This window comes from Xanthomonas sp. 60, assembly GCF_011761925.1.
Window position 1 is genome coordinate 45697 of the sequence record NZ_JAASQW010000005.1, and the last position, 19335, is coordinate 65031.

General features: G+C 69.2%; 23 protein-coding genes. All 23 read right to left on the minus strand.

Going from position 1 to position 19335, the window contains the following annotated elements:
• Positions 1 to 24: 24 nt before the first annotated feature.
• Positions 25 to 816, minus strand: a complete 792-nt coding sequence (gene fliR / locus FHY09_RS11485) for a flagellar biosynthetic protein FliR (protein ID WP_166927021.1) — start codon at positions 814 to 816, stop codon at positions 25 to 27.
• Positions 817 to 826: 10 nt separating this feature from the next.
• Positions 827 to 1096: a flagellar biosynthetic protein FliQ gene (locus tag FHY09_RS11490; protein ID WP_166927022.1), complete on the minus strand. Its 270-nt coding sequence runs from the start codon at positions 1094 to 1096 to the stop codon at positions 827 to 829.
• A gap of 57 nt (positions 1097 to 1153) precedes the next feature.
• Positions 1154 to 1957 (minus strand): flagellar type III secretion system pore protein FliP, encoded by an 804-nt coding sequence (gene fliP / locus FHY09_RS11495; protein WP_166927023.1) that lies wholly within the window; start codon positions 1955 to 1957, stop codon positions 1154 to 1156.
• Position 1958: 1 nt separating this feature from the next.
• Entirely contained in the window at positions 1959 to 2366 is a 408-nt protein-coding gene (gene fliO, locus FHY09_RS11500) for a flagellar biosynthetic protein FliO (protein ID WP_166927211.1), read from the minus strand.
• A gap of 2 nt (positions 2367 to 2368) precedes the next feature.
• A complete protein-coding gene (gene fliN, locus FHY09_RS11505) occupies positions 2369 to 2713 on the minus strand; it encodes a flagellar motor switch protein FliN (protein ID WP_166927024.1) in 345 nt (114 codons plus the stop codon).
• Positions 2710 to 3714, minus strand: a complete 1005-nt coding sequence (fliM, locus tag FHY09_RS11510; protein ID WP_166927025.1) for a flagellar motor switch protein FliM — start codon at positions 3712 to 3714, stop codon at positions 2710 to 2712. The genes fliN and fliM overlap by 4 nt, the downstream gene beginning before the upstream one ends.
• Before the next feature lie 11 nt (positions 3715 to 3725).
• Positions 3726 to 4247: a flagellar basal body-associated FliL family protein gene (locus FHY09_RS11515; RefSeq protein WP_166927026.1), complete on the minus strand. Its 522-nt coding sequence runs from the start codon at positions 4245 to 4247 to the stop codon at positions 3726 to 3728.
• A 157-nt stretch (positions 4248 to 4404) separates the two neighbouring features.
• On the minus strand, positions 4405 to 5562 hold the full coding sequence (locus FHY09_RS11520; RefSeq protein ID WP_166927027.1) for a flagellar hook-length control protein FliK: 1158 nt from the start codon (positions 5560 to 5562) through the stop codon (positions 4405 to 4407).
• The gene (gene fliJ, locus FHY09_RS11525; RefSeq protein WP_166927028.1) at positions 5559 to 6032 is read right to left on the minus strand and encodes a flagellar export protein FliJ; all 474 of its coding nucleotides are present in this window, start codon (positions 6030 to 6032) and stop codon (positions 5559 to 5561) included. Before fliJ ends, FHY09_RS11520 begins: the two co-directional genes overlap by 4 nt.
• Positions 6029 to 7411 (minus strand): FliI/YscN family ATPase, encoded by a 1383-nt coding sequence (locus tag FHY09_RS11530; RefSeq protein WP_166927029.1) that lies wholly within the window; start codon positions 7409 to 7411, stop codon positions 6029 to 6031. Before FHY09_RS11530 ends, fliJ begins: the two co-directional genes overlap by 4 nt.
• Complete coding sequence (locus tag FHY09_RS11535) at positions 7408 to 8055, minus strand: FliH/SctL family protein (protein WP_166927030.1); 648 nt, start codon at positions 8053 to 8055, stop codon at positions 7408 to 7410. The genes FHY09_RS11530 and FHY09_RS11535 overlap by 4 nt, the downstream gene beginning before the upstream one ends.
• Positions 8052 to 9038: a flagellar motor switch protein FliG gene (gene fliG / locus FHY09_RS11540; protein WP_166927212.1), complete on the minus strand. Its 987-nt coding sequence runs from the start codon at positions 9036 to 9038 to the stop codon at positions 8052 to 8054. The genes FHY09_RS11535 and fliG overlap by 4 nt, the downstream gene beginning before the upstream one ends.
• Positions 9039 to 9045: 7 nt before the next feature.
• Positions 9046 to 10704: a flagellar basal-body MS-ring/collar protein FliF gene (gene fliF, locus FHY09_RS11545; RefSeq protein ID WP_166927031.1), complete on the minus strand. Its 1659-nt coding sequence runs from the start codon at positions 10702 to 10704 to the stop codon at positions 9046 to 9048.
• A gap of 18 nt (positions 10705 to 10722) precedes the next feature.
• Positions 10723 to 11085: a flagellar hook-basal body complex protein FliE gene (gene fliE / locus FHY09_RS11550; RefSeq protein WP_166927032.1), complete on the minus strand. Its 363-nt coding sequence runs from the start codon at positions 11083 to 11085 to the stop codon at positions 10723 to 10725.
• Between the two features lie 200 nt (positions 11086 to 11285).
• Positions 11286 to 11723, minus strand: a complete 438-nt coding sequence (locus FHY09_RS11555; RefSeq protein ID WP_166927033.1) for a hypothetical protein — start codon at positions 11721 to 11723, stop codon at positions 11286 to 11288.
• A 148-nt stretch (positions 11724 to 11871) separates the two neighbouring features.
• Entirely contained in the window at positions 11872 to 13362 is a 1491-nt protein-coding gene (locus FHY09_RS11560) for a sigma-54-dependent transcriptional regulator (protein WP_166927034.1), read from the minus strand.
• Complete coding sequence (locus tag FHY09_RS11565; protein WP_166927035.1) at positions 13359 to 13736, minus strand: response regulator; 378 nt, start codon at positions 13734 to 13736, stop codon at positions 13359 to 13361. Before FHY09_RS11565 ends, FHY09_RS11560 begins: the two co-directional genes overlap by 4 nt.
• Positions 13737 to 13746: 10 nt before the next feature.
• Complete coding sequence (rpoN, locus tag FHY09_RS11570; protein WP_166927036.1) at positions 13747 to 15156, minus strand: RNA polymerase factor sigma-54; 1410 nt, start codon at positions 15154 to 15156, stop codon at positions 13747 to 13749.
• A gap of 262 nt (positions 15157 to 15418) precedes the next feature.
• Positions 15419 to 16051, minus strand: coding sequence for a response regulator transcription factor (locus tag FHY09_RS11575; RefSeq protein ID WP_166927037.1), 633 nt, complete (start codon positions 16049 to 16051; stop codon positions 15419 to 15421).
• Between the two features lie 124 nt (positions 16052 to 16175).
• Entirely contained in the window at positions 16176 to 16766 is a 591-nt protein-coding gene (locus FHY09_RS11580; protein WP_166927038.1) for a PilZ domain-containing protein, read from the minus strand.
• Positions 16763 to 17068 (minus strand): hypothetical protein, encoded by a 306-nt coding sequence (locus FHY09_RS11585; RefSeq protein ID WP_166927039.1) that lies wholly within the window; start codon positions 17066 to 17068, stop codon positions 16763 to 16765. Before FHY09_RS11585 ends, FHY09_RS11580 begins: the two co-directional genes overlap by 4 nt.
• Positions 17065 to 17481: a flagellar export chaperone FliS gene (gene fliS, locus FHY09_RS11590; protein ID WP_166927040.1), complete on the minus strand. Its 417-nt coding sequence runs from the start codon at positions 17479 to 17481 to the stop codon at positions 17065 to 17067. The genes FHY09_RS11585 and fliS overlap by 4 nt, the downstream gene beginning before the upstream one ends.
• Positions 17482 to 17586: 105 nt before the next feature.
• On the minus strand, positions 17587 to 18969 hold the full coding sequence (gene fliD, locus FHY09_RS11595; RefSeq protein ID WP_166927041.1) for a flagellar filament capping protein FliD: 1383 nt from the start codon (positions 18967 to 18969) through the stop codon (positions 17587 to 17589).
• Positions 18970 to 19335: the final 366 nt, after the last annotated feature.

A 19335-nucleotide genomic window follows, 5' to 3' on the forward strand; every position in this document is an offset into this window, starting at 1 on the left:
AACTCCCGTGCCAGGCGGCAGGCCTCAGAGATAGACCGCGCGGGCGGCCTCGAAGGCGGCGTCGAACAGGCGCTGCACCGGCGGTGCCATCTCGCTGGAGAGCACGGTCAGCAGCACCAGGCCCAGCAGCAGCGAAACGGGCAGGCCGAGCTGGATGGGGTTGAGCGCGGGTGCGGCGCGGGCCAGCGCGCCGAAGGCCAGGTTGATGGCCAGCATCGCCACGATGAGCGGCAGCGCCAGGCTCAGGCCGCCCCGCAGCACGGTGAGCAGGAAGGTGGGGGCGATGGACACCAGCGCGGACGGGTCGGGCAGGGCGGCGCCGATGGGCAGGGCGCGGTAGCTGTCCACCAGCAGGGAGATCAGTGCGAGGTGCCCGTTGAGGGTGAAGAACATCAGCCCGAACAGCAGGTAGAACCACTGCCCGATGACGCCGGAGCTGCCGCCACGCAGTGGGTCGGTCATCTGCGCGAAGGCCAGGCCGGTGCCCTGCGCCACCAGTTCGCCGGCCAGTGCACCGGCCTCGAACACCAGCCGCAGCATGAAGCCGATGGTCACCCCGATCACCAGTTCGCGGAAGATCGTCAGCACGGTGGTGGCATCGAAGCCGACCCAGGCCGGCACGGGCGGCAGGATGGGTGCCAGCGCGATGGCCAGCGTGGCACCGAGCAGCACCTTGACCCGCTGCGGCACCGCGCGGGTGCCGATCAGCGGCATGGCCATGATCATCGCGCCCAGGCGCAGCAGCACCCACAGCGTATCGGCGATCATGCCGAAGGCGTTGAGCCCGTCGAAGGCCATTCCGGTGGCGGCATCCATCCTGCGCGGCCTACCCGATCAGGTGCGGTATGCGCTGGAACAACAGGACCGTGAACTCCACCATGTGTCCCAGCAGCAGGCTGCCCAGTGCGAACAGCACGGCGGTGAGCGCGGCGGCCTTGGCCACGAAGGCGATGGTGGGCTCGTTGAGCTGCGTGGCGGCCTGCACCACGCCCACCACCACGCCGACGACCAGCACGGTGAGCAGCAGCGGGCCGGCGATCCACAGCGTGGCCATCAGGCCCCCGCGCAGTTCGGTCAGGGCAAGTTCGGGTGACATGGCGGAAATCCGTTGGAGGGCGGGCGCGGGGACGGGCGTGTGGCAGGCAGGAACGCGTCAGACGGGATTGAAGCTGGCCGCCAGCGTGCCGACGGTCAGCACCCAGCCATCGACCAGCACGAACAGCAGGATCTTGAACGGCGCGGAGACCAGCATCGGCGAGAGCATCATCATGCCCATGGACATCAGCACGCTGGCCACGACCAGGTCGATGATCACGAACGGAATGTAGATCAGGAAGCCGATCTCGAACGCGGTCTTCAGTTCACTGGTGACGAAGGACGCAACGAGCACCGGGAAGGGGATCGCATCCGGGCTGGCATACGTGCCATGCCCGGCGATGCCGGCGAAGGTCATCAGGTCGGTCTCGCGGATCTGCGCCAGCATGAAGGCGCGCAGCGGTGCGGTGGTGAGCTGCCAGGCCGTCTGGAAATCGATCTTGCCGTCCAGGTAGGGCGCCATGCCGGCGCTCCACGCTTTGTCCCACGTCGGCAGCATGACCATCGCGGTGAGGAACAGCGCCAGGCCGAGCATGACCTGGTTGGAGGGCGTCTGGCCGGTGCCCAGCGCCTGCCGCAGCAGCGCCAGCACCACGATGATGCGGGTGAAGGCGGTCAGCACCAGCAGCATCGAGGGGATCAGCGTGATCGCCGTCATCAGCAGCAGGGTCTGCAGCGGCAGGCTCACCGGCTGGTTGCCGATCTGACCCACCGGTACGTCCGGCAGCGGCGTGGCAGGTGCAGCGAAGGCCAGCGCGGGCCACAGCAGCACCAGCAGGAGCAGCACGCGGGCAAGCCAGGTGCGCGGCGCGGTGGACGGTACCGGTGACGGGCCGGCAGGCAGGCGTACGGAGCACGACATGTCAGGAATCCTTGCGCAGCCGCTGCTGCAGCAGCTGGGCGAAATTGGGCAGGTTCTTCAGGTCCGGCAACTTCACCGGCGCTGGTGCCGGCAGCGGCTGTTCCAGGCTGTGCAGGGCGGTGATGCCACCAGCGGTGACGCCGAGCAGCAGCTGGGTGCCGTTGACGTCCAGCACCACCACGCGCTCCTTCGCGCCCACCGCCACGCTGGCAACCACCTTCAACCCGTCTGCCGGCCGGAAGCCGGTGCCGGGCATGCGCTTGAGCAGCCAGCCCAGGCCGAGGACCAGGGCGAGCACCGCCAGCAGGGCGATGATCGCGCCGAACACGCCCGGCGCCGAGGGCGCGTGCTGCGCGGCGGGCGCGGCCACGCGTGCGGTGGCCTGCCCGGCGGCGATGAGCAGGCCCATGGTCAACGCAGTCTCCGGATCCGCTCGCTCGGGCTGACCACGTCGGTCAGGCGTACGCCGAAGCGATCGTTGATCGTCACCACCTCGCCATGGGCGATCAGGGTGCCGTTGACGAACACGTCCAGCGATTCACCGGCCCCGCGCTCGAGTTCCACCACCGAGCCCTGGTTGAGCTGCAGCAGGCTGCGGATGGGCAGCCGCGCGCGGCCGACTTCCAGCGACAACGTGACCGGCACGTCCAGGATGACATCGAGGTTGAGTTCGCTGCTGCCGCTGCCGAGCGGGTTTTCGGCGCGCAGCGTCTCGAACTGGGCGGCAAGGGCTTCTTGGGTTTCGGTGTCATTCATTGCGGGAGTTCCTGGCTGACCGGGGCGCGCGGGCGCGTACCGGGCGGATGGGTTGCGGTGATCTTCACGGCGTTCATGCCGTTGGCGATGCCGAACTGCCCGGTGAACACCGGAATGTTCTCCACGCAGATCGGTACGTGGCTGGGAATGTCGATGGGCAGGATGTCGCCGACCTTCAGGGCCGCCAGCTCGCGCAGGGTCATGCGCTTGCTCGCCAGCACGCTGGAGAGGGTCACTTCGGAGACGTTGAGCTGGTCACGCAGGGTCTGTCCCCAGCTTTCATCGCGGTCGTTGCGGTCGCTCTGGATGCCGGCATCGAGCAGTTCGCGGATCGGCTCCAGCATCGAGTAGGGCAGGGTGACGTGGATATCGCCGCCGCCGCCATCGAGCTCCACGTGCAGCCGGCACACCACCACGTATTCGCGCGGGGTGACGATGTTGGCGAAGTGCGGGTTGATCTCCGAATTGATGTATTCCAGTTCGACATCCATCACCGGCGCCCAGGCTTCGCGCAGGTCGGCGAAGGTCTGCTTGAGCAGCAGGTGGATGACGCGCATCTCGGTGGCGGTGAACTCGCGGCCTTCGATGCGGGTCGGGTAGCGTCCGTCGCCGCCGAAGAAATTGTCGACGATGGCAAACACCAGGGTCGGTTCGAACACGATCAGGCCGGTGCCGCGCAGGGGCTTGAAGCGGATCAGGTTGAGGTTGGTCGGCACGTACAGCGAGTGCATGTAATCGTTGAACTTGACCAGCTCGATGCCGCGCACGGACAGCTCGGCCGAACGGCGGATCAGGTTGAACAGGCCGATCCGCCACAGCCGCGCGAAACGCTCGTTGACCATCTCCAGGGTCGGCATGCGGCCGCGGATGATGCGGTCCTGGCTGGCGAAGTCGTAGGAGCGGGCCTGCCCGTCGTCCGATTCGGGTTCGACATCCACCACGCCGCTGTCGACGCCATGCAGCAGGGCATCGATCTCGTCCTGGGACAGCAGGTCATTCATGGTCGCGCGCCTTACTGGGTGACGAAGCTGGTGAACAGCAGCTCGTCGGCGCCGGGCTTGCCGGTTTCCGTGACGAGCACTTTCTGCACCTCAGCCAGCGCTGCGGCCTGCAGCTTCTGCTTGCCGGCGAGGTCGGCGATTTCTTCGGCGGTCACCTGGGACAGCAGCATCAGCAGCCGCGCACGGATGGCCGGCGCATGGGTCTTGATGGCCTCCAGCGCGGCCGGGTCGCGGGTCATCAGCTGGATCTCCACCTGCAGGTAGCGCGGACCGTCCATCGAACCATTGAGGTTGACCACGAACGCCGGCTCGAGCGCGAAATACTGGGCCGGGGCAGGCGGGGCCTTCTTGGCCGGCGCGGCATTGGCCTCGGCTTCGGCCGGATGGCCGGCGGAGGTGAAATACCACACGCCGCCGCCGGCGGCGCCGGCAGCGATCAGGGCGATGAGGCCGAACACGAGCAGGCGGCTGCGCGGTGCGGCGGCTTTTTCCTTGTCGGCAGATTTCTTGGTCTTGTCAGCGGCTGCGGCCACGGGAACACTCCTGGAGGTTGCCTGCAGGCAGATGCAAGCGGTGTGCCGGAGTGGGGTGCGGGCCGGATGACGGGTTGTTGACGGCGGGCGGAGTGGGCGCGCGCGGCGCAGGCCTCGCTGCCATGGGCATCCAGGCGGCGCGGCGGCCGCCTGGCGCTCAGGCGTAGGTGTCCAGCAGGCCGCGCTGGCGGATCAGCTGGGCGGCGGTGACGGTGGTTTCCAGGCGCGATGCATCACCGTCCTGGCGGCTGCCCGGGGCCGGTGGCGCGCCGCGGTGCGTTTCGGAGCCGCCGTCCCCCGCGTGCTGGCCCACATCGGCGTGGGCGAGCTGGAAGCCCTGCTCGCCGAGCAGGTCGCGCAGCCGCGGCAGGCTGCTTTCCAGCGCCTGCCGCACATCCACATGCGGGCTGGCGAAGGTGGCATGGATGCGGTCGCCGTCCATCTGCAGGCGCACATCGATGGTGCCCATGTCGTCCGGACTGATCCGGATGTGGGCATGACCGATCTTCTGGTCCGCCAGCCAACCGATACGTGCGCTGATCGCATCGTCGAACCCGTCCTGTCCCAGCACCGGGGTGGCGGTGGGGGCGGTGCCGCGCAGTGCGGCGGCCTCGGCGGGGCTGCGCGTGGCAGGCAGCAGCGCGCCCGGCTGCAAAAGGGTGGCAAGGGGATCCTGCGCATCGCCGCTGTCCTCGGACGTGGTGTCCAGCACGGCCTGGAACGGGAGGGCCCCGGAGAGGTCCTCCAGCCCGTCCGGCGCCGTCTCCGGCGCCTGCGCCGCGCCGGGGGCAACGGCCGCGGCCACGCCCGGCGCCAGACCTGCGGCGAGGGGCGGGGCAGGCAGCGCGCCGGCAACGCCCGGGACCGCGGCGCCCACTGCGGACGTATCGCTGGCCACGGCGGGTGGGGCGATCCCGGGCACGGTCACCGGCGAAAGGGCGAGTCCGGCCAGGCCCAGCGGCGGCCAGGCATCCTGCGTCTGCGGATCGGGCGGGGCCGGTGCAGCGGCGCTTGCGGGCTCGGCGTCGTCGGCGGGCGCGGAGCCGGCCGTGCGATCACGGCGACGTGGCGCCTCCCCGCTGTCGCTGGGTGCGGTGGTGCCTGTCCTGGGCGTGTTGGCGTCCGGACGTTCCGCGCGTCGACGGGCCGCTGCGGCGGAGGTCGCATCCCTGCCGGCACGGTCCTGCTGCAGATGGCGGTCGAAGGGCGTGCGGTCACCGGCGGTGTCACGTGCCGGCGCGCCCGCGGAGGCCGGTGTACGTGCAGCGCCCGGACCGGCAGCGGACGCGGCGTTGAACAGGGTCGAAGGGTTCACGGCCGCGCAGCCTCGTCACTGTCTTCGGCCTGCAGCAGGCGCACGCGCCGCGCACCGAGGTCGTCCATCTCGCGCTGGCTGCGGCGCTCGACCACCTGCATCTCCTGGGCGCGGTAACTGGCGGCAAGCTGCTCGAGGACCTTCTTGTCCCGGCTGGCCAGCAGCAGGCGAGCGCGCTCGGCCTCCACGTTCTCCACGTTGCCCTGGACCGTTTTCTGCTGCTGCTCCACGGCACTGTCCAGCCGCTCGAGGAAGGCGCGGCGGTTCAGCAGCTGGGCCGGGCTGGTGGCGGCCATCTGGGCGTTGGCCATCTGCTGGTTGGTGTATTCGTCGGCATAGCGGCGCAGCTCTTCCAGGCGCGCCTGGTGGGTTTCGAGCAGGCGCTGGCGATCGGCAAGCTCGCGGGCCACGGTGTCTTCCTTCTCCTGCGCCCGCTTGAGCAGGGGATCGATACGCTTGGATTGCATCATGTCAGGCTCTCCGGTTCGACGACGCGCTTGAGCGCGGCCTGGCTGTGCGGCAGGTCGGCGGCCTTGCCGACGTCCTGGCCGAGGAATTCAACGATCTCCGGCCAGCGCTCGAGCGCCTCGTCGGTGGCAGGGTCATTGCCCCGCTGATAGGCGCCGATGGCGATGAGATCGCGGTTGGAGGAATACGCCGAGACCAGCCGCTTGAGTTTGCGGATGCGCAGCCGCCACGGTTCGTCGGCGATTTCGGTGACCACGCGGCTGACCGATGCTTCCACGTCGATCGCCGGGTACAGGCCGCTGTCGGCCACCCGGCGGGAGAGCAGGATATGGCCGTCGAGAATCGCCCGCGCTGCGTCGGCAATGGGATCCTGCGGATCATCGCCCTCGGTCAGCACGGTGTAGAAGGCGGTGATGGAGCCGCGGCCCTTGGCCCCGTTGCCGGCACGTTCGACCAGCGCCGGCAGCTTGGCGAACACCGAAGGCGGGTAGCCGCGGGTGGTCGGCGGTTCGCCCACCGACAGGCCGATCTCACGCTGCGCCTGGGCGAAACGGGTCAGCGAATCCATCAGCAGCAGCACGTTCAAGCCCTGGTCGCGGAACCACTCGGCGATCGCCGTGGCGCGGTAGGCGCCATGCAGCCGCGCCAGCGGCGGGCGGTCGGCCGGGCTGGCCACCACCACCGCGCGGCGCAGGCCTTCCTCGCCCAGGGTGGATTCCACGAAGTCGCGGACTTCGCGGCCACGCTCGCCGATCAGCCCGACCACGATGACGTCGGCGGCGGTATAGCGGGTCATCATGCCGAGCAGGGTGGACTTGCCTACGCCGGAGCCGGCGAACAGGCCCACGCGCTGGCCGCGGCCGATCGGCAGCAGCGCGTTGATCGCGCGCACGCCCACGTCCAGCGGCATGGTGATGGGCTCGCGCGCGAGTGGATTGATCGAGACACCGGCCATGCCCACCGTGCCTTCGGCGCGGATCGGACCCTTGCCGTCCAGCGGAACGCCGTCGCTGTCGATCACCCGTCCCAGCAGGCCCTCGCCGACCTCGACGCCGCCGCGGCGCAGCGACGGCACCACGCGTGCGTTGGGCAGCAGCCCGTGCAGTTCGGCGCTGGGCATGAGGTAGGTGCGCTCGCCGGCGAAGCCGACGACCTCCGAATCCACCCAGCCGCCATCGACTTCGACCTTGCAGCTGGCGCCCAGGGGGGCTTCGCAGCCCACCGCTTCCAGGGTCAGTCCCACCGCGCGGCGCAGCACACCTTCGCGGATCAGGCCGCGGCCGTGCTGGGTATCGGCGCGCAGGGCATCCAGGCGTGCGCCCAGGCGCAGGTTGCGCGCTCCGGTCCATTCCGGTGGCAGGGGCAGATCCAGCACGCTCATGCGCCTGCTCCGATCTGCCGCACCACGGCGTCCAAGGCGCCGCGCAGGCGCGCCTCGAGCGTGCCATCGATGCGCACCGTTTCGGCGTGCACGCGCAGGTCGCCGCGGCTCAGCGCGCTGTCGGCTACCAGGCGCTGCTGCGGCGACAGGGAAAGCAGCGGTGCCAGGGCGGTGATGTCGTCCGGATGCAGGCGCACCTCCACCTCGCGGGTGCTGCCGCCCACCGCATCGATGCCCACGTCCACCAGCTGCGCCAGCAGTGCCGGATCGGTCGTGTACGCCTGGCCCAGCAGGGCCCCGGCGATGCGCACGGCCAGCTCGCCGAGCGCGGCCACCGCTTCGTTTTCCAGGCGCACCAGCGGCCGGCTGAAGTTGTCGAGGATGCCTTCGATCTGGGCGGTCAGGCGGCGCACTTCCGACTGCCCCTGCGCCAGCCCCTCGGCGTGGCCCTCGGCGAAGCCTTCCTTCTGCGCGGCGTCCTGGATGGCCTGGATTTCCTCCAGTGTCGGTGGCTGCGGCAGCGGCTCGGGTTCGGGCGCGCCATCACCGGCGGTCGCCGGGTCGAGGTCGAAGCCTTCGTCGAGGTCGAAGGCCATCGGCTCGGCAAGCAGGTCCGGAGCGTTCCAGCGCACGGCGGGGCTCACAGCATGGCCTCCGCGTTGCCGCCCAGGGTCACGGTGCCCTCGTCAGCCATGCGCTTGACGATCGCCAGGATCTCGCGCTGCGCCGCTTCCACGTCCGACAGGCGCACCGGTCCGCGCGCTTCCATGTCTTCCAGCAGGATCTCGGCCGCCCGCTGGGACATGTTGCGGGTGATCTTGTCGCGCACCTTGATGTCGGCACCGCGCAGGGCCAGGCCCAGGCGCTCGCCGCTGACCTCGCGCAGCACCAGCTGCATCTCGCGGTCGTCCAGGTCCACCAGGTCATCGAACACGAACATCATTTCCTGGATGCGGTTGCTCAACGGCGCGTCCACGCGCGCGATCTCGCCGAGGATCGCCTGGTCCTGTCCGCTGTCCATGAAGTTGAGGATGTTGGCGGCGCACTGCACGCCGCCGATGTTGGACGATTTCAGGTTCTGGTTGCCGGCGAACTGGCGCTCCATGATCTCGTTGAGTTCGTTGAGCGCGTTGGGCGGGATGCCATCGAGCGTGGCGATGCGCAGCAGGACGTCCACGCGGGTGCGGTCGGGCAGCAGCTTGAGCGCTTCGGCGGCCTGGTCGGTTTCCAGGTGCGCCATCACGATGGCGATGATCTGCGGATGCTCGTTGCGCACCAGGTCGGCCACCGCCCGCGGGTCCATCCACTTCAGCGCGTCCAGGCCGGTGGTGTTGCGGCCAAGCAGGATGCGGTCGATCAGGTTGCCGGCCTTCTCGCTGCCCAGCGCCTGCACCAGCATGTTGCGGATGTAGTCGTCCGAGCCGACCCCCAGCGAGGTCTTGGAGCTGAGTTCGTTGTTGAACGTGTCCATCACCCGCTCGACCTGCGTGCGGGTGATGTCGGACATGGTGGCCATGGCGATGCCGATCTTCTGCACCTCCTTGGGTTCCATGTGGCGAAGCACGTCGGCCGCTTCCTGTTCGCCCAGCGAAAGCAGCAGGATCGCCGCCCGCTGCACGCCACTCATCGCTTCATCAGTCATTTGCAACCCAGCCCTTGACGACCTGCGCCACGCGCTTGGAGTCGGTCTTCACGGCCTCGCGCGCCAGGCGCAGGCGTTCTTCATAGGAATCCACAGGCAGGGCCAGCGTGGCGCCCTGTGCGGTACGCACGCTGTCATCGCCGAGCGCGGCGAGGTCCAGGTCATCATCGACCAGCTGCACGTCGGCGGTCATCGGGTCCTGGCGCAGCTGCGCGGGCGCGGTACGCGGCGCCCCGAGCCCGCGCAGGGCCGGACGCAGCACGCCGAATAGCAGCGCCAGCACCACGATCGCACCAAGCAGCCAGCGCACGCCGTCCTGCACGATCGGCAGCTCCCACCACTGCGGGCCTTCGACCGGGGTGATCTCGCGCACGAAGGGTGCGTTCATCACTGAAACGGTGTCACCGCGCTCGGCGTCGAAGCCGACCGCCTGCTTCACCAGCGCTTCGATGCGGGTCAGTTCAGCGGCCGCCAGCGGCTGCTCGGTGACCTTGCCGTTGGCGCCGGGACGCGGCACGTTGTCCAGCAGCACCGCCACCGAGACACGCTTGATGCGCCCGGCCGGCTGGCGGGTGTGCTGCAGGGTGCGGTCCAGCTCGTAGTTGCGGGTGGAATTGCGCGAGGTCTCCGTCGGCGTCGCGGCTGCGGTCGCGGCACCCGGCGCCGGCGCGGCGGTGCCCTCCGGCGGGGTGTTGCTGGCCGCGCCCGGCACGCCCTGCGGACCGGCAGTGGTGTTCATGTTCTCGCTGGTCTGCTCGCTGCGCACCTTGGCCGGCTCGCCGTTGTAGAGCTCGCGCGCTTCCTCGGTGGTGGAGAAATCCATGTCCACGCTGACTTCCGGATTGACCCGGCCGGGACCGGTCATGGGCTCGAGCAGCTCGCGGATGCGCTGGTTGAACGAGGTTTCCTGGCGACGCACCTGCTCGAACTGGGCCGCATTCATAGCCGCCTCGCTGTTCGGGTCGCTGACGCTGAGCATGCGGCCGCTCTGGTCGACCACGGTGACGCGCTCCGGTGCAAGGTCGGGAATGCTGGCGGCCACCATGTGCACGATGGCATCCACCTGGCCGCGTTCGAGCTGCTGGCCGCCGCGCAGTTCCAGCACCACCGACGCACTGGCGACATCGCGCTGGCGGGTGAAGGCGCTCGGCTTGGGAATGGCCAGGTGCACGCGCGAGTCACGCACCGGGCGCAGCGTATTGATGGTGCGCGACAGTTCGGTTTCCAGCGAATGCTGGTAGCGCGCGCCTTCCATGAACTGGCTGACGCCGAACCCCGGGTCGCGTTCCATCAGCTCGAAGCCGAGCCGGCCGCTGTCGGTGAGCCCGGAGCCTGCGAGCTTCAGGCGGGCATCGTGCAGGTTTTTTTCCGGCACGGTGATGCCACCGGTGGCGGCATCGAGCTCGAAGGGGATCTGCGCGGCGCGCAGCAGGTCGGTGGCTTCGGCGGTGGCCTTCTGGTCAAGGCCGGTGTAGAGCGGGACCATGGCCGGCTTCTGGGACCAGAAGAAAACGGCCAGGCCTGCGGCCACGGCTACGGCGATCATCGCCATCAGGCCGAGGCGGCGCGCGATCTGCAGGCTCTGCAGGCGGTCGAACCACTGCCCGGCCTTCTCGGCGTTGAGGGTGTCCTTGGTGAGCGTCAGTGCCATGTGCAGCGAAGTCCCTGGTTACAGCGGCATGTTCATCACGTCCTGGTAGGCCTGGACGAGACGGTTGCGGACTTCCACGGTGGCGCGGAAGGCGATCTGCGATTGCTGGGAAGCGATCATGACCTTGGCCAGGTCGGCGCCCGGCACGCCCAGTTCAAAGTCGCGGGCGAGGGTGCCGGAGGTCTGCTGTGCCTGGTTCACCGATGACAGCGCGCCGCGCAGGGTGTCGGTGAAGCTCACCCCGGCCGCTGCGGTGCCATTGCCGAGGTTCGTGATCGCATCGGAACGGGGCATCTCCGCAACCGGGCTGGCCACCGGCGGGCTGACCTGCGACTGGTAGCTGCGGATCTGCGAAAGGATCGAGGTGACGGAGTGGGACATGGGGCGCGGTTCCAGGCAACGGTTACAAGGGGGACTGCCCGAACACTGTTGCAAGGTGCGTGCCGGAAATGCCTGAGCCGTTCAGTCGGCGCGCGCCGCCGCGGCCCGCGCGCCGGGGACGCAGCAGGATCGCGCGTTCCCCCGGCGGTGAGCCCTGCCGGCAAATTGGCGCCGGGTTTCCGGCTGCGCTGCAGGGGGGATCAGCGCGGCTGCAGCGTCCAGCGCCCGCTGTTCTGCCGCCGCTGCGGGGGCACCGGGCCGTCGGACTGGGTGTAGATGAAGTGTCCTTCATGGTCTGTCAGGCAGGTCAGCACGAGCTGGTAGCGGGTGTCGCCGCCTTCGAAGGCTTCCTCCATGTCCACCACCGCGATGTTCGGAGCCAGGCGGGCATACCGGTACGTACCCTGCACGCGCAGACGCGTGCCCAGGACCGTCAACAGATAGCGGTTGGCGCTGAAGTCCACGCGTACCATGTGGCCGGCGTTGGGATTGTCCGGCCGGTAGTACGGGTCGGTGAGGTTGGTGAATCGCCGGCCTTCCAGGCGCCCGGGCAGGCTGCAGCCCGGCGGGGCGGCGTGCGCCGGCGGCGGCGCGAGGAGGGCGGACAGGACGAGCGTGGACAGGGCGAAGGTGCGCATCGGCGGTCCGGGGCAGGGATGGAAGCCCCAGCCTCCCTCCCTTTGTCCCCGCGCGCTTTGAGGAAACCTGCAAACTGGCGGGGCCAGCGTGCGTCCCCCCCCCGGGACGGCACGCCGGCCTCGACGTGGCACCGGCGCGCGGCCGCGCTCAGTGCGGCAGTTCGGTCTGGTCGCGTTCGATACCGTATTTGCGCAGCTTCTCCACCAGCGTGGTGCGGCGCAGGCCGAGCAGCTGCGCGGCATGGGCCACCACGCCCTGCGTACGTTCAAGCGCCTCGTGGATCAGCCGCAGCTCGATGCTGGCCATGTGGTTGCGCAGGTCCAGGCCGTCGTCCGGCAAGGCCGCCGGCGCGCTGTCAGCCGGGCTGCCGGCGCCTTCCGCAGCGGGCGCGTGGAAGGAGAAACTGCGCAGGTCCAGACGGTCTTCGCCGCTGGCCACGGGCGGGGCCGCGGCCGGCGCGGGGGGCGCTGCGGCCACCGGCACATCGGCGCGGTAACGGGCCGGCAGGTCCTGCACGCGCACCGTGCCGCCCGGATGCAGCACCGCCAGGCGCTCCACCAGATTGGTCAGTTCACGCACGTTGCCCGGCCAGGCATACGCGGTCAGCGCCTGCATCGCCTCGGGGGCGAAGCGCACCTCGCCGCGCCCGGTGCGGGCGAGCTGGTTGGCGATGGTTTCCACCAGCGACGGCAGATCCTCGGCGCGCTCGCGCAGGGCCGGTACCTCGATCGGGAACACGTTGAGGCGGTAGAACAGATCCTCGCGGAACTTGCCATCGCCGATCCGGTCTTCCAGATTGCGGTGGGTCGCGGCGATCACGCGCACGTTGCAGCGGATGGTCTCGTTGCCGCCCACGCGCTCGAAGCTGCGCTCCTGCAGCACCCGCAGCAGCTTCACCTGCATGGGCAGGCTCATGTCGCCGATCTCATCGAGGAGGAGGGTCCCCCCTTCGGCCATCTCGAAGCGGCCCTTGCGGGCGCTCAGCGCACCGGTGAACGCACCTTTTTCGTGACCGAACAGTTCGCTTTCCAGCAGCTCGGCGGGGATGGCGCCGCAGTTGATCGCCACGAAGGGGCCATCGCGGCGCGGCGAGCGCTGGTGGATGCTGCGCGAGACCACTTCCTTGCCGGTTCCCGATTCCCCCAGGACCAGCACCGTGGTATCGAACGCGGCGACCTGTTCGATCATCCGCCGCAGCGCGCTGACGGCGGCACCGTGGCCGGTCGGGCCCTGGTCCTGGCCGGCCCCGGCCTGGTGTTCGGCGTCCAGCCGCTTCAGGCTCGCACGGCGCAGCAGGCCTTCGATCTGCGCATGCCGCAGCGGCGCCTCCAGCGGCCACACGTTGGCCTCGTGCAAGCCGTGCTGGCGGGCGAAGGCGGTGGCGTCACCATCGATCAGCAGCACCGGCGGCGGCAGGCTGCTCTGGCCCAGCCACTGGTACACCGCGCGGCTGTCGGCACTGTCGTCGAGCGCGCCGATGATCACCGCCATCCAATCGTTCTGGCGCTGCCGTGCCAGCGAGAAATCGGCCGCGTCGGCGACCCATCGCGGGTTGAAATCCATGAACTCCAGCAGCGCGACGGTACGTTCGGCACGGACGGCATCGTTGTCCAGCACCAGGATCCGCGACTCGCTCATGGCGCGGCTCCCTTCAGGCCCTCCAGGATGGGCATGACCTCCTGGATGTAGGACAGCTTGCTGACGAAGTTGTCCGCACCGGCGCGCAGGGCGTGCTCGCGGTGCTCGACGTCGTCGAAATGGCTGGCGATGACGATGTAGGGCGGCTCGTCCTGGGTCTTGATCAGGCGGGTGGCCTGCAGCCCGCCCATCTCGGGCATGGCCAGGTCCATCAGCACCACCTGCGGGCGCAGCGCTTCGGAGCGTTCGATGGCTTCCAGGCCGTTGGCCGCGCTGCCGACGACGGTCAGCCAGTCGACCTTGCGGAAATGGCGCATGGCCGCGTTGATGAATCCTTCGTGGTCATCAACCAGCAGGACGGTGAGCTTGGTCATCGGTCTTCCTTCAGCCCACGCGGGCCATCAGCGGTGTCCGGGTCTGGTGCCGGCGGCGCTCGCGCGCCGGGGCGATGTCCAGTTGTTCGCGGTATTTTGCAACGGTACGGCGGGCGATGTTCACACCCTGCCGCGCAAGCAGGCCGGCGATGGCTTCATCGGCCAGCGGACGTGCCGCCGGCTCGGACTCGATCAGGCGCCGCACCATGGCCTTGACCGCCGCCCCGGACACGCTGGCACCTTCCAGGCGCACGGCGAAAAAGCGCTTCAGCTCGAAGGTGCCGCGCGGGGTCTGCAGGTACTTGCCGGTGGTGATGCGCGAAATGGTGGATTCATGCATGCCGATCGCATCGGCCACTTCCTTCAGCGTCAGCGGGGCCATGGACTCTTCGCCCTTGACCAGGAACGCGGCCTGGCGCTCGACGATCACCCGCGCCGTGCGCAGCAGGGTGTCATGACGCATCGACAGGCCCCGGGTCAGCCAGCGCGCCTCGGCGAGCATCTCGCGCAGTGCCGGACTGGCTTCACTGCTCTCGGTCAGGGCCTGCTCGTACTGGCTGTTGATGCTGACCCGGCGGCTGGTGGCGGGGTTGAGCGCTACGCGCCACTGGCCATCGGCGTGCCACGCCACCACGTCCGGCACCACCACCGCGTTGCGTTCCGGCAGCAGCGTATCGCCCGGGCGCGGCTGCAGTGAAAGGATCAGGCGCACGGCCTCGCACACATCGTCGAGCTCGGCATCGCAGGCGCTGGCCAGGCCTGCGTAATCGTGCGTGGCGAGCAGTTCCAGTGGCGCGTCGAGTAGGCGCATGGCGAGGTGGCGGGCCGGAACGCGGCCGGGCAGGGCGGCCAACTGCGCGCGCAGGCACTCGCCTGGATCGGTGGCGGCCAGGCCGGCCGGCTCGCCGTGCAGCAGGCGCTGGCGGATCGCTTCGACCTGCGCAGCGGGCAGGTCGTGACGGGCCGACGCCAGTTGCTGCAGCCCGGCCAGGGGCGCATCCAGGTAGCCGGCCTCATCGCAATGCTCGAGCCAGAAGGCCGCCACCGCGAGCGAGCGCTCGTCCAGCTCCAGCGCCAGCTCGCGAAGCACGCGCACATGCGGATCGGTGGACTGGCCTTCAGCGATCCGCGCCATGCGGTCCTCATCGCCGTCCTGCCAGCTGGCACCGGGCACATCCCACAGGTTCGACTCGGGCAGCTCGTCGAAGGCCGCCGTGTCCTGCGCCGCGCCATCGGCGGTTGCGCTGTCGGCGCTTTCGCCCGGCGCGTCTTCGATTTCCAGCAGGGGGTTGGCGTCCAGGGCGCGCTGGATCTCCATCTCCAGCTCCAGCCCGTTGAGCTGCAGCAGGCGGATGGACTGCAGCAGCTGCGGCGTGAGGTGCAGGTGTTGGCCGAGCTGGGCGGACAGTGTGGCTTTCATCGTGATCCCCTCGCGCCGAGTCCCCGGAGCGTTGTGGAACACATCTTGCTGGGAGCGGCCTGACATGGAAATCAGGGCGATCCTGAGGGCGGTAGGCGGATTGCCGACAGGCTGTAGGAAGTTTCCTGACATAACGTCGGAACATCGACGCCCTTGCTGCGGCAAGTCGTTGATCGCGCGTGCCGCCCCCGCCGGACGATTGGCAGCCGTACCCGGCATGCGGTGCCGGTGACGGTCTGCCGACACCCCGGCCAAGGCGATCTCAGCCCAGCTCGTTCTGATGACGCGCCGCCAGCAGCACCAGATCGTTGGCGCGCCGGCACCCCAGGGCTTCCATCATGCGGGCGCGATGGGTCTCCACCGTTTTCACGCTGATGCCGAGATCGGCCGCGATCTCCTTGTTGCTCTGGCCGGTGCCGATCCGGCGCAGGATCTCGCGCTGCCGCGGCGACAGGCCGGCCACGCCGCTCTGTTTCTCGCGGCTCAGCAGGGGGGCGAGCATCTTTGCCGAGATCTGGGGGCTCAGGAAGACCTGCCCGGCGTGTGCGGCGCGCAGGGCCAGTTCCAGTTCGGCCGGGGCCGCATCCTTGACCAGGAAGCCGACTGCCCCGCGGTCCAGCGCATCCCGCACATGGGCGGCATCGTCGTGCATGGTCATCATCACCACGCGGGTGCCCGGTGCACGCACCAGGATGTCGCTCAACGCTTCCAGGCCGGTCCGGCCGGGCAGGGAGAGGTCCATCAGCACCACGTCGGGCGACAGCTGCAGGGTGAGCTGCAGGGACTGTTCGGCATTGCTGGCTTCACCGACCACCTGCACGTCGGCGAACCCCTGCAGCAGCCGGCCGAGCCCGGCCCGGACGAGGGTGTGATCGTCGACGATGAGAACGCGCACGGGCAGTCACGGATGTGAAGATGCCACCACCTTAGCGGAGCGGGCCGTCTGGGCCAATAGCGACGTATCGAGACGTCGACGCACGTCGCGGAAACCTCCCGCCTACGGAGCCGACGGGACGCGGTCAGGCCGTGCCGCGCCGGGTTTCCGCCACCTGGCGCCGGTGCACGCGGAAGAGATGGCGTTCGAGCGCCATTTCCAGGCCGTCGCTGAGGCCATGGAAGCGCAACCACAGGAAATGCCCACCGGAGCCGGTGGCTGCCTCCGCCACGACCTGCACGGGCAGGTCCACGTGGTCAGGCAGCCAGTCGCTGGGCTGCAGGCGCACGCTGCCCTGGCCGCCGGGGCTGGCGCCGCTGCGCGGGCCAAGTTCCAGGCGGATGCCGCGGCGCGACCAGCGCAGGGGCCGCAGCGGCAGGGGTTCGGCGTGCTGACGTGCAAGGCGGCCCAGCAGGGTCAGGACGAGATCAAGCTTGGCTTCCAGGCGCTGCAGCGACAGGCTGCTTTCGCCGCGCTCGTCCTTGTCCTCGGTGCGGCTGTCTTCCACCAGTGCGATGCTGCGCAGCAGCTGTTCGGCGATGCCTGCACGCACGCCGCCGGCGGTGCCGCTGCCGAGGATGAACTCCGCCGGCAGCGCGAGATCGCACACCAGCGTCTCATCGAACAGCTCGCTCTCGGCGGGATGGTGCACGGCGGGGGCGGCGGGATCGTTCATGCCAGGGACTCCGCGAGCAGGTAGGCATCGGCAGCGCGGTAGGCGCGGCGCTCGCCCAACATGCCATCCCGGGCGGCATCGCGGCGCTGGCCCATCGTCGCCTGCAGTGCGAGCTGGCCCTGCAGGAGCGCTTCCAGCTGGCGTACATCCGGTGGCTGCAGGGTGGTCAGGTCGAGCGCGGCCAGATGCTCCGCATGTGCGGCCATCAGCCTTGCGGCATCGTCCAGCCGCTCCTCCTCGATCGCCTCACCCAGCGCCTGCAGCTCGGACTGGAGCAGGGCGATGCAGGCCCCGGTGGTCATCGCAGGGCGTCCGCTGCGTTGCGCTGCCCGCCGGGAATCGCATTCCAGGCCGATTCGATGGCGCCCAGCAGCTCCAGGCATTCATGCAGGGGTGCGGGGTCGTTGTGCAGGTTCGCCTCGGTCAGGCGCTGCATGAGGTAATCGTAGAGCGAGGCGAGGTTGCCGGCGATCTCACCGCCGGCCTCATGGTCGAGCGAACCGTTGAGGTGGCCGACGATCGCGCAGACCTCGCCGATGGCCTTGCCCTTCAGTGCCTGGTCGCCACGCTCCAGCAGCACGATGGCCCGCCGCACGCGCTCCAGCGCGCCGGCCAGCAGCAGGGCCACCAGCTTGTGGGGGCTGGCGTCGGCGACGGCGCCCTGGACGCCCACCTGTCGGTACTGCTCGGCGAACTGGCGGCTGGATGCGTACATTGCAACGATCTCCTTGAGCGGGTCGCCCCCACCGGGCGACGACCTGCGATATGTGATGCTGTGTTATCGGCGCAGGGCGCACGCTCTTGAGCGCACGCCGCCGCGTCAGCCGGCCAACTGGGAAAGCTGCTGGGACAGTGAACTGCTGACCCGTCCCATCTCCCCCATCAGCTTGTCCAGTGCGAGGAACTGCGCTTTGTAGCGGGCGGCGACGTTCTCCATCCGCACGTTCAACGCCTCGCGTCGCGTGTCGATGTTCTTCAGCGTCGCGTTGATGCTTTTGGTGCGGGCCACGAAAGCACCCTCCTTGCCGGCCGAGCCGCCGACGTAGCCTTCCACCGCGCCAAACAGCTTGCCGGCGGCACCGGCCTCGCCGGTGAAGGCCTTGCGGATCGCATCGGGCTGGCTGGCGATCGCCGCATCGAACTTGGCCGCGTCGAGCACCAGCGTACCGTCGGCGTTGGGGTAGCCGCGGGTGTTGAGTCCGAGCGTCTTGGCATCCAGGCCGACCGCGGCCAGGTCCTTCAGGACGTTGCCCATCAGGCCGCGCAGCTGGCTGGACGCACCGCGCATCTGCGCGTCGCCGGTCAGTGCGGAGGGCGACTGGTTTTCGGCGTCGTACTTGGTGGCCGTGTTGATGGCCGCGAGCGCACCGTTGTAGGCGGTGACGAAGTCCTGCACCACCTTGCGCGAAGCGGCGATATCGGTGGCGATGTTGACCTTGGCTTCGCCGGTCTTGGTCAGGTTGAGCGTCAGCCCGGGCACGACGGTGCTGACCTTGTTCTCGGCGCTGGTCACCGCCACGCCGTCCACCGTGAGCTTGGCATCGGCGGCGGGGGTGCGCTCGCTCATCGACGCCACAAGTGCGTTCAGGTCCGCATCGGCGCCGTCGTAGCCGAGCTTGAGCGCGTTGGCAGTGCCGGTCTTTTCCTGCGAGATCGACAGGTACTGCTGGTCGCCGGAGGTGATGAGCGTGGCCTGCACGCCGACGCCGCGCGCCACGCTTTCGATCTTGGTGCGGATGCTGGAGAGCGTGTCGTCCTGCGCGACCTCGACCTTGAGTACCTTCGCCGCATCGCCGGTGCCGACGGTCAGCGACAGCGTGCCCGCATTGAAGGTCTTGGCCTTGTCCACCGAGGAATCGGCGATCCACTTGTTGGCCGTGGCCAGCGATTCCACCACGATCGTGTGGCTGCCATTGGCAGCGGCGTTGCTGGCGGTCGCCGTGAGAATGTCATCGGTGCCCGTCTTGACCACGCTGACCGTGCGGGTATCGAAGGCGGTCGCCGCCTTGAGTGCGGTGAGCGAGGTCTTCAGCGTATCGAAGGCGGACTTGACGGTGCTGATCGCAGTGAACTGCATCTTCGCCCGTGATTGCTGCAGGTTGAGCGCGTTGTCGGCCGGCTTGCGGTCAGCCGCCACGAGCTGGCTGACCATGCCGGAGATGTCCAGGCCCGAGCCGATGCCACCGTAACCAAAGTCCGCCACGCGCTGTCTCCCTGTAGTCCGCACCGGCCACGTCCGACGCGGGATTGCGTACGAGAAGGCTAACGGCCGATTCTGGTTTTTCTTTAACCCGGAGGGGCATGCATGACGCGTGCCAGAAAAAGGCGGGGTGGGGGCGGCCGCGGTTCTGGCATGGGGGTTGCAGGGAGGTCCAGGCGGGGAGACGAAGCCAGCCGCGGACATAAAAAACCCTCCCCCTATGCAGGGGAGGGATCAGGGTGCTGACAATCGGAGGGAGACGAAGCCATCCGGTGCGGCAGCAAAGAGGTACTGCATTGACAAGTGGAGGCCGCAGGAGCGGGCCATGACCATCCGGATCGGACCGCGTGGACGGGTCTGGGCTGGGCA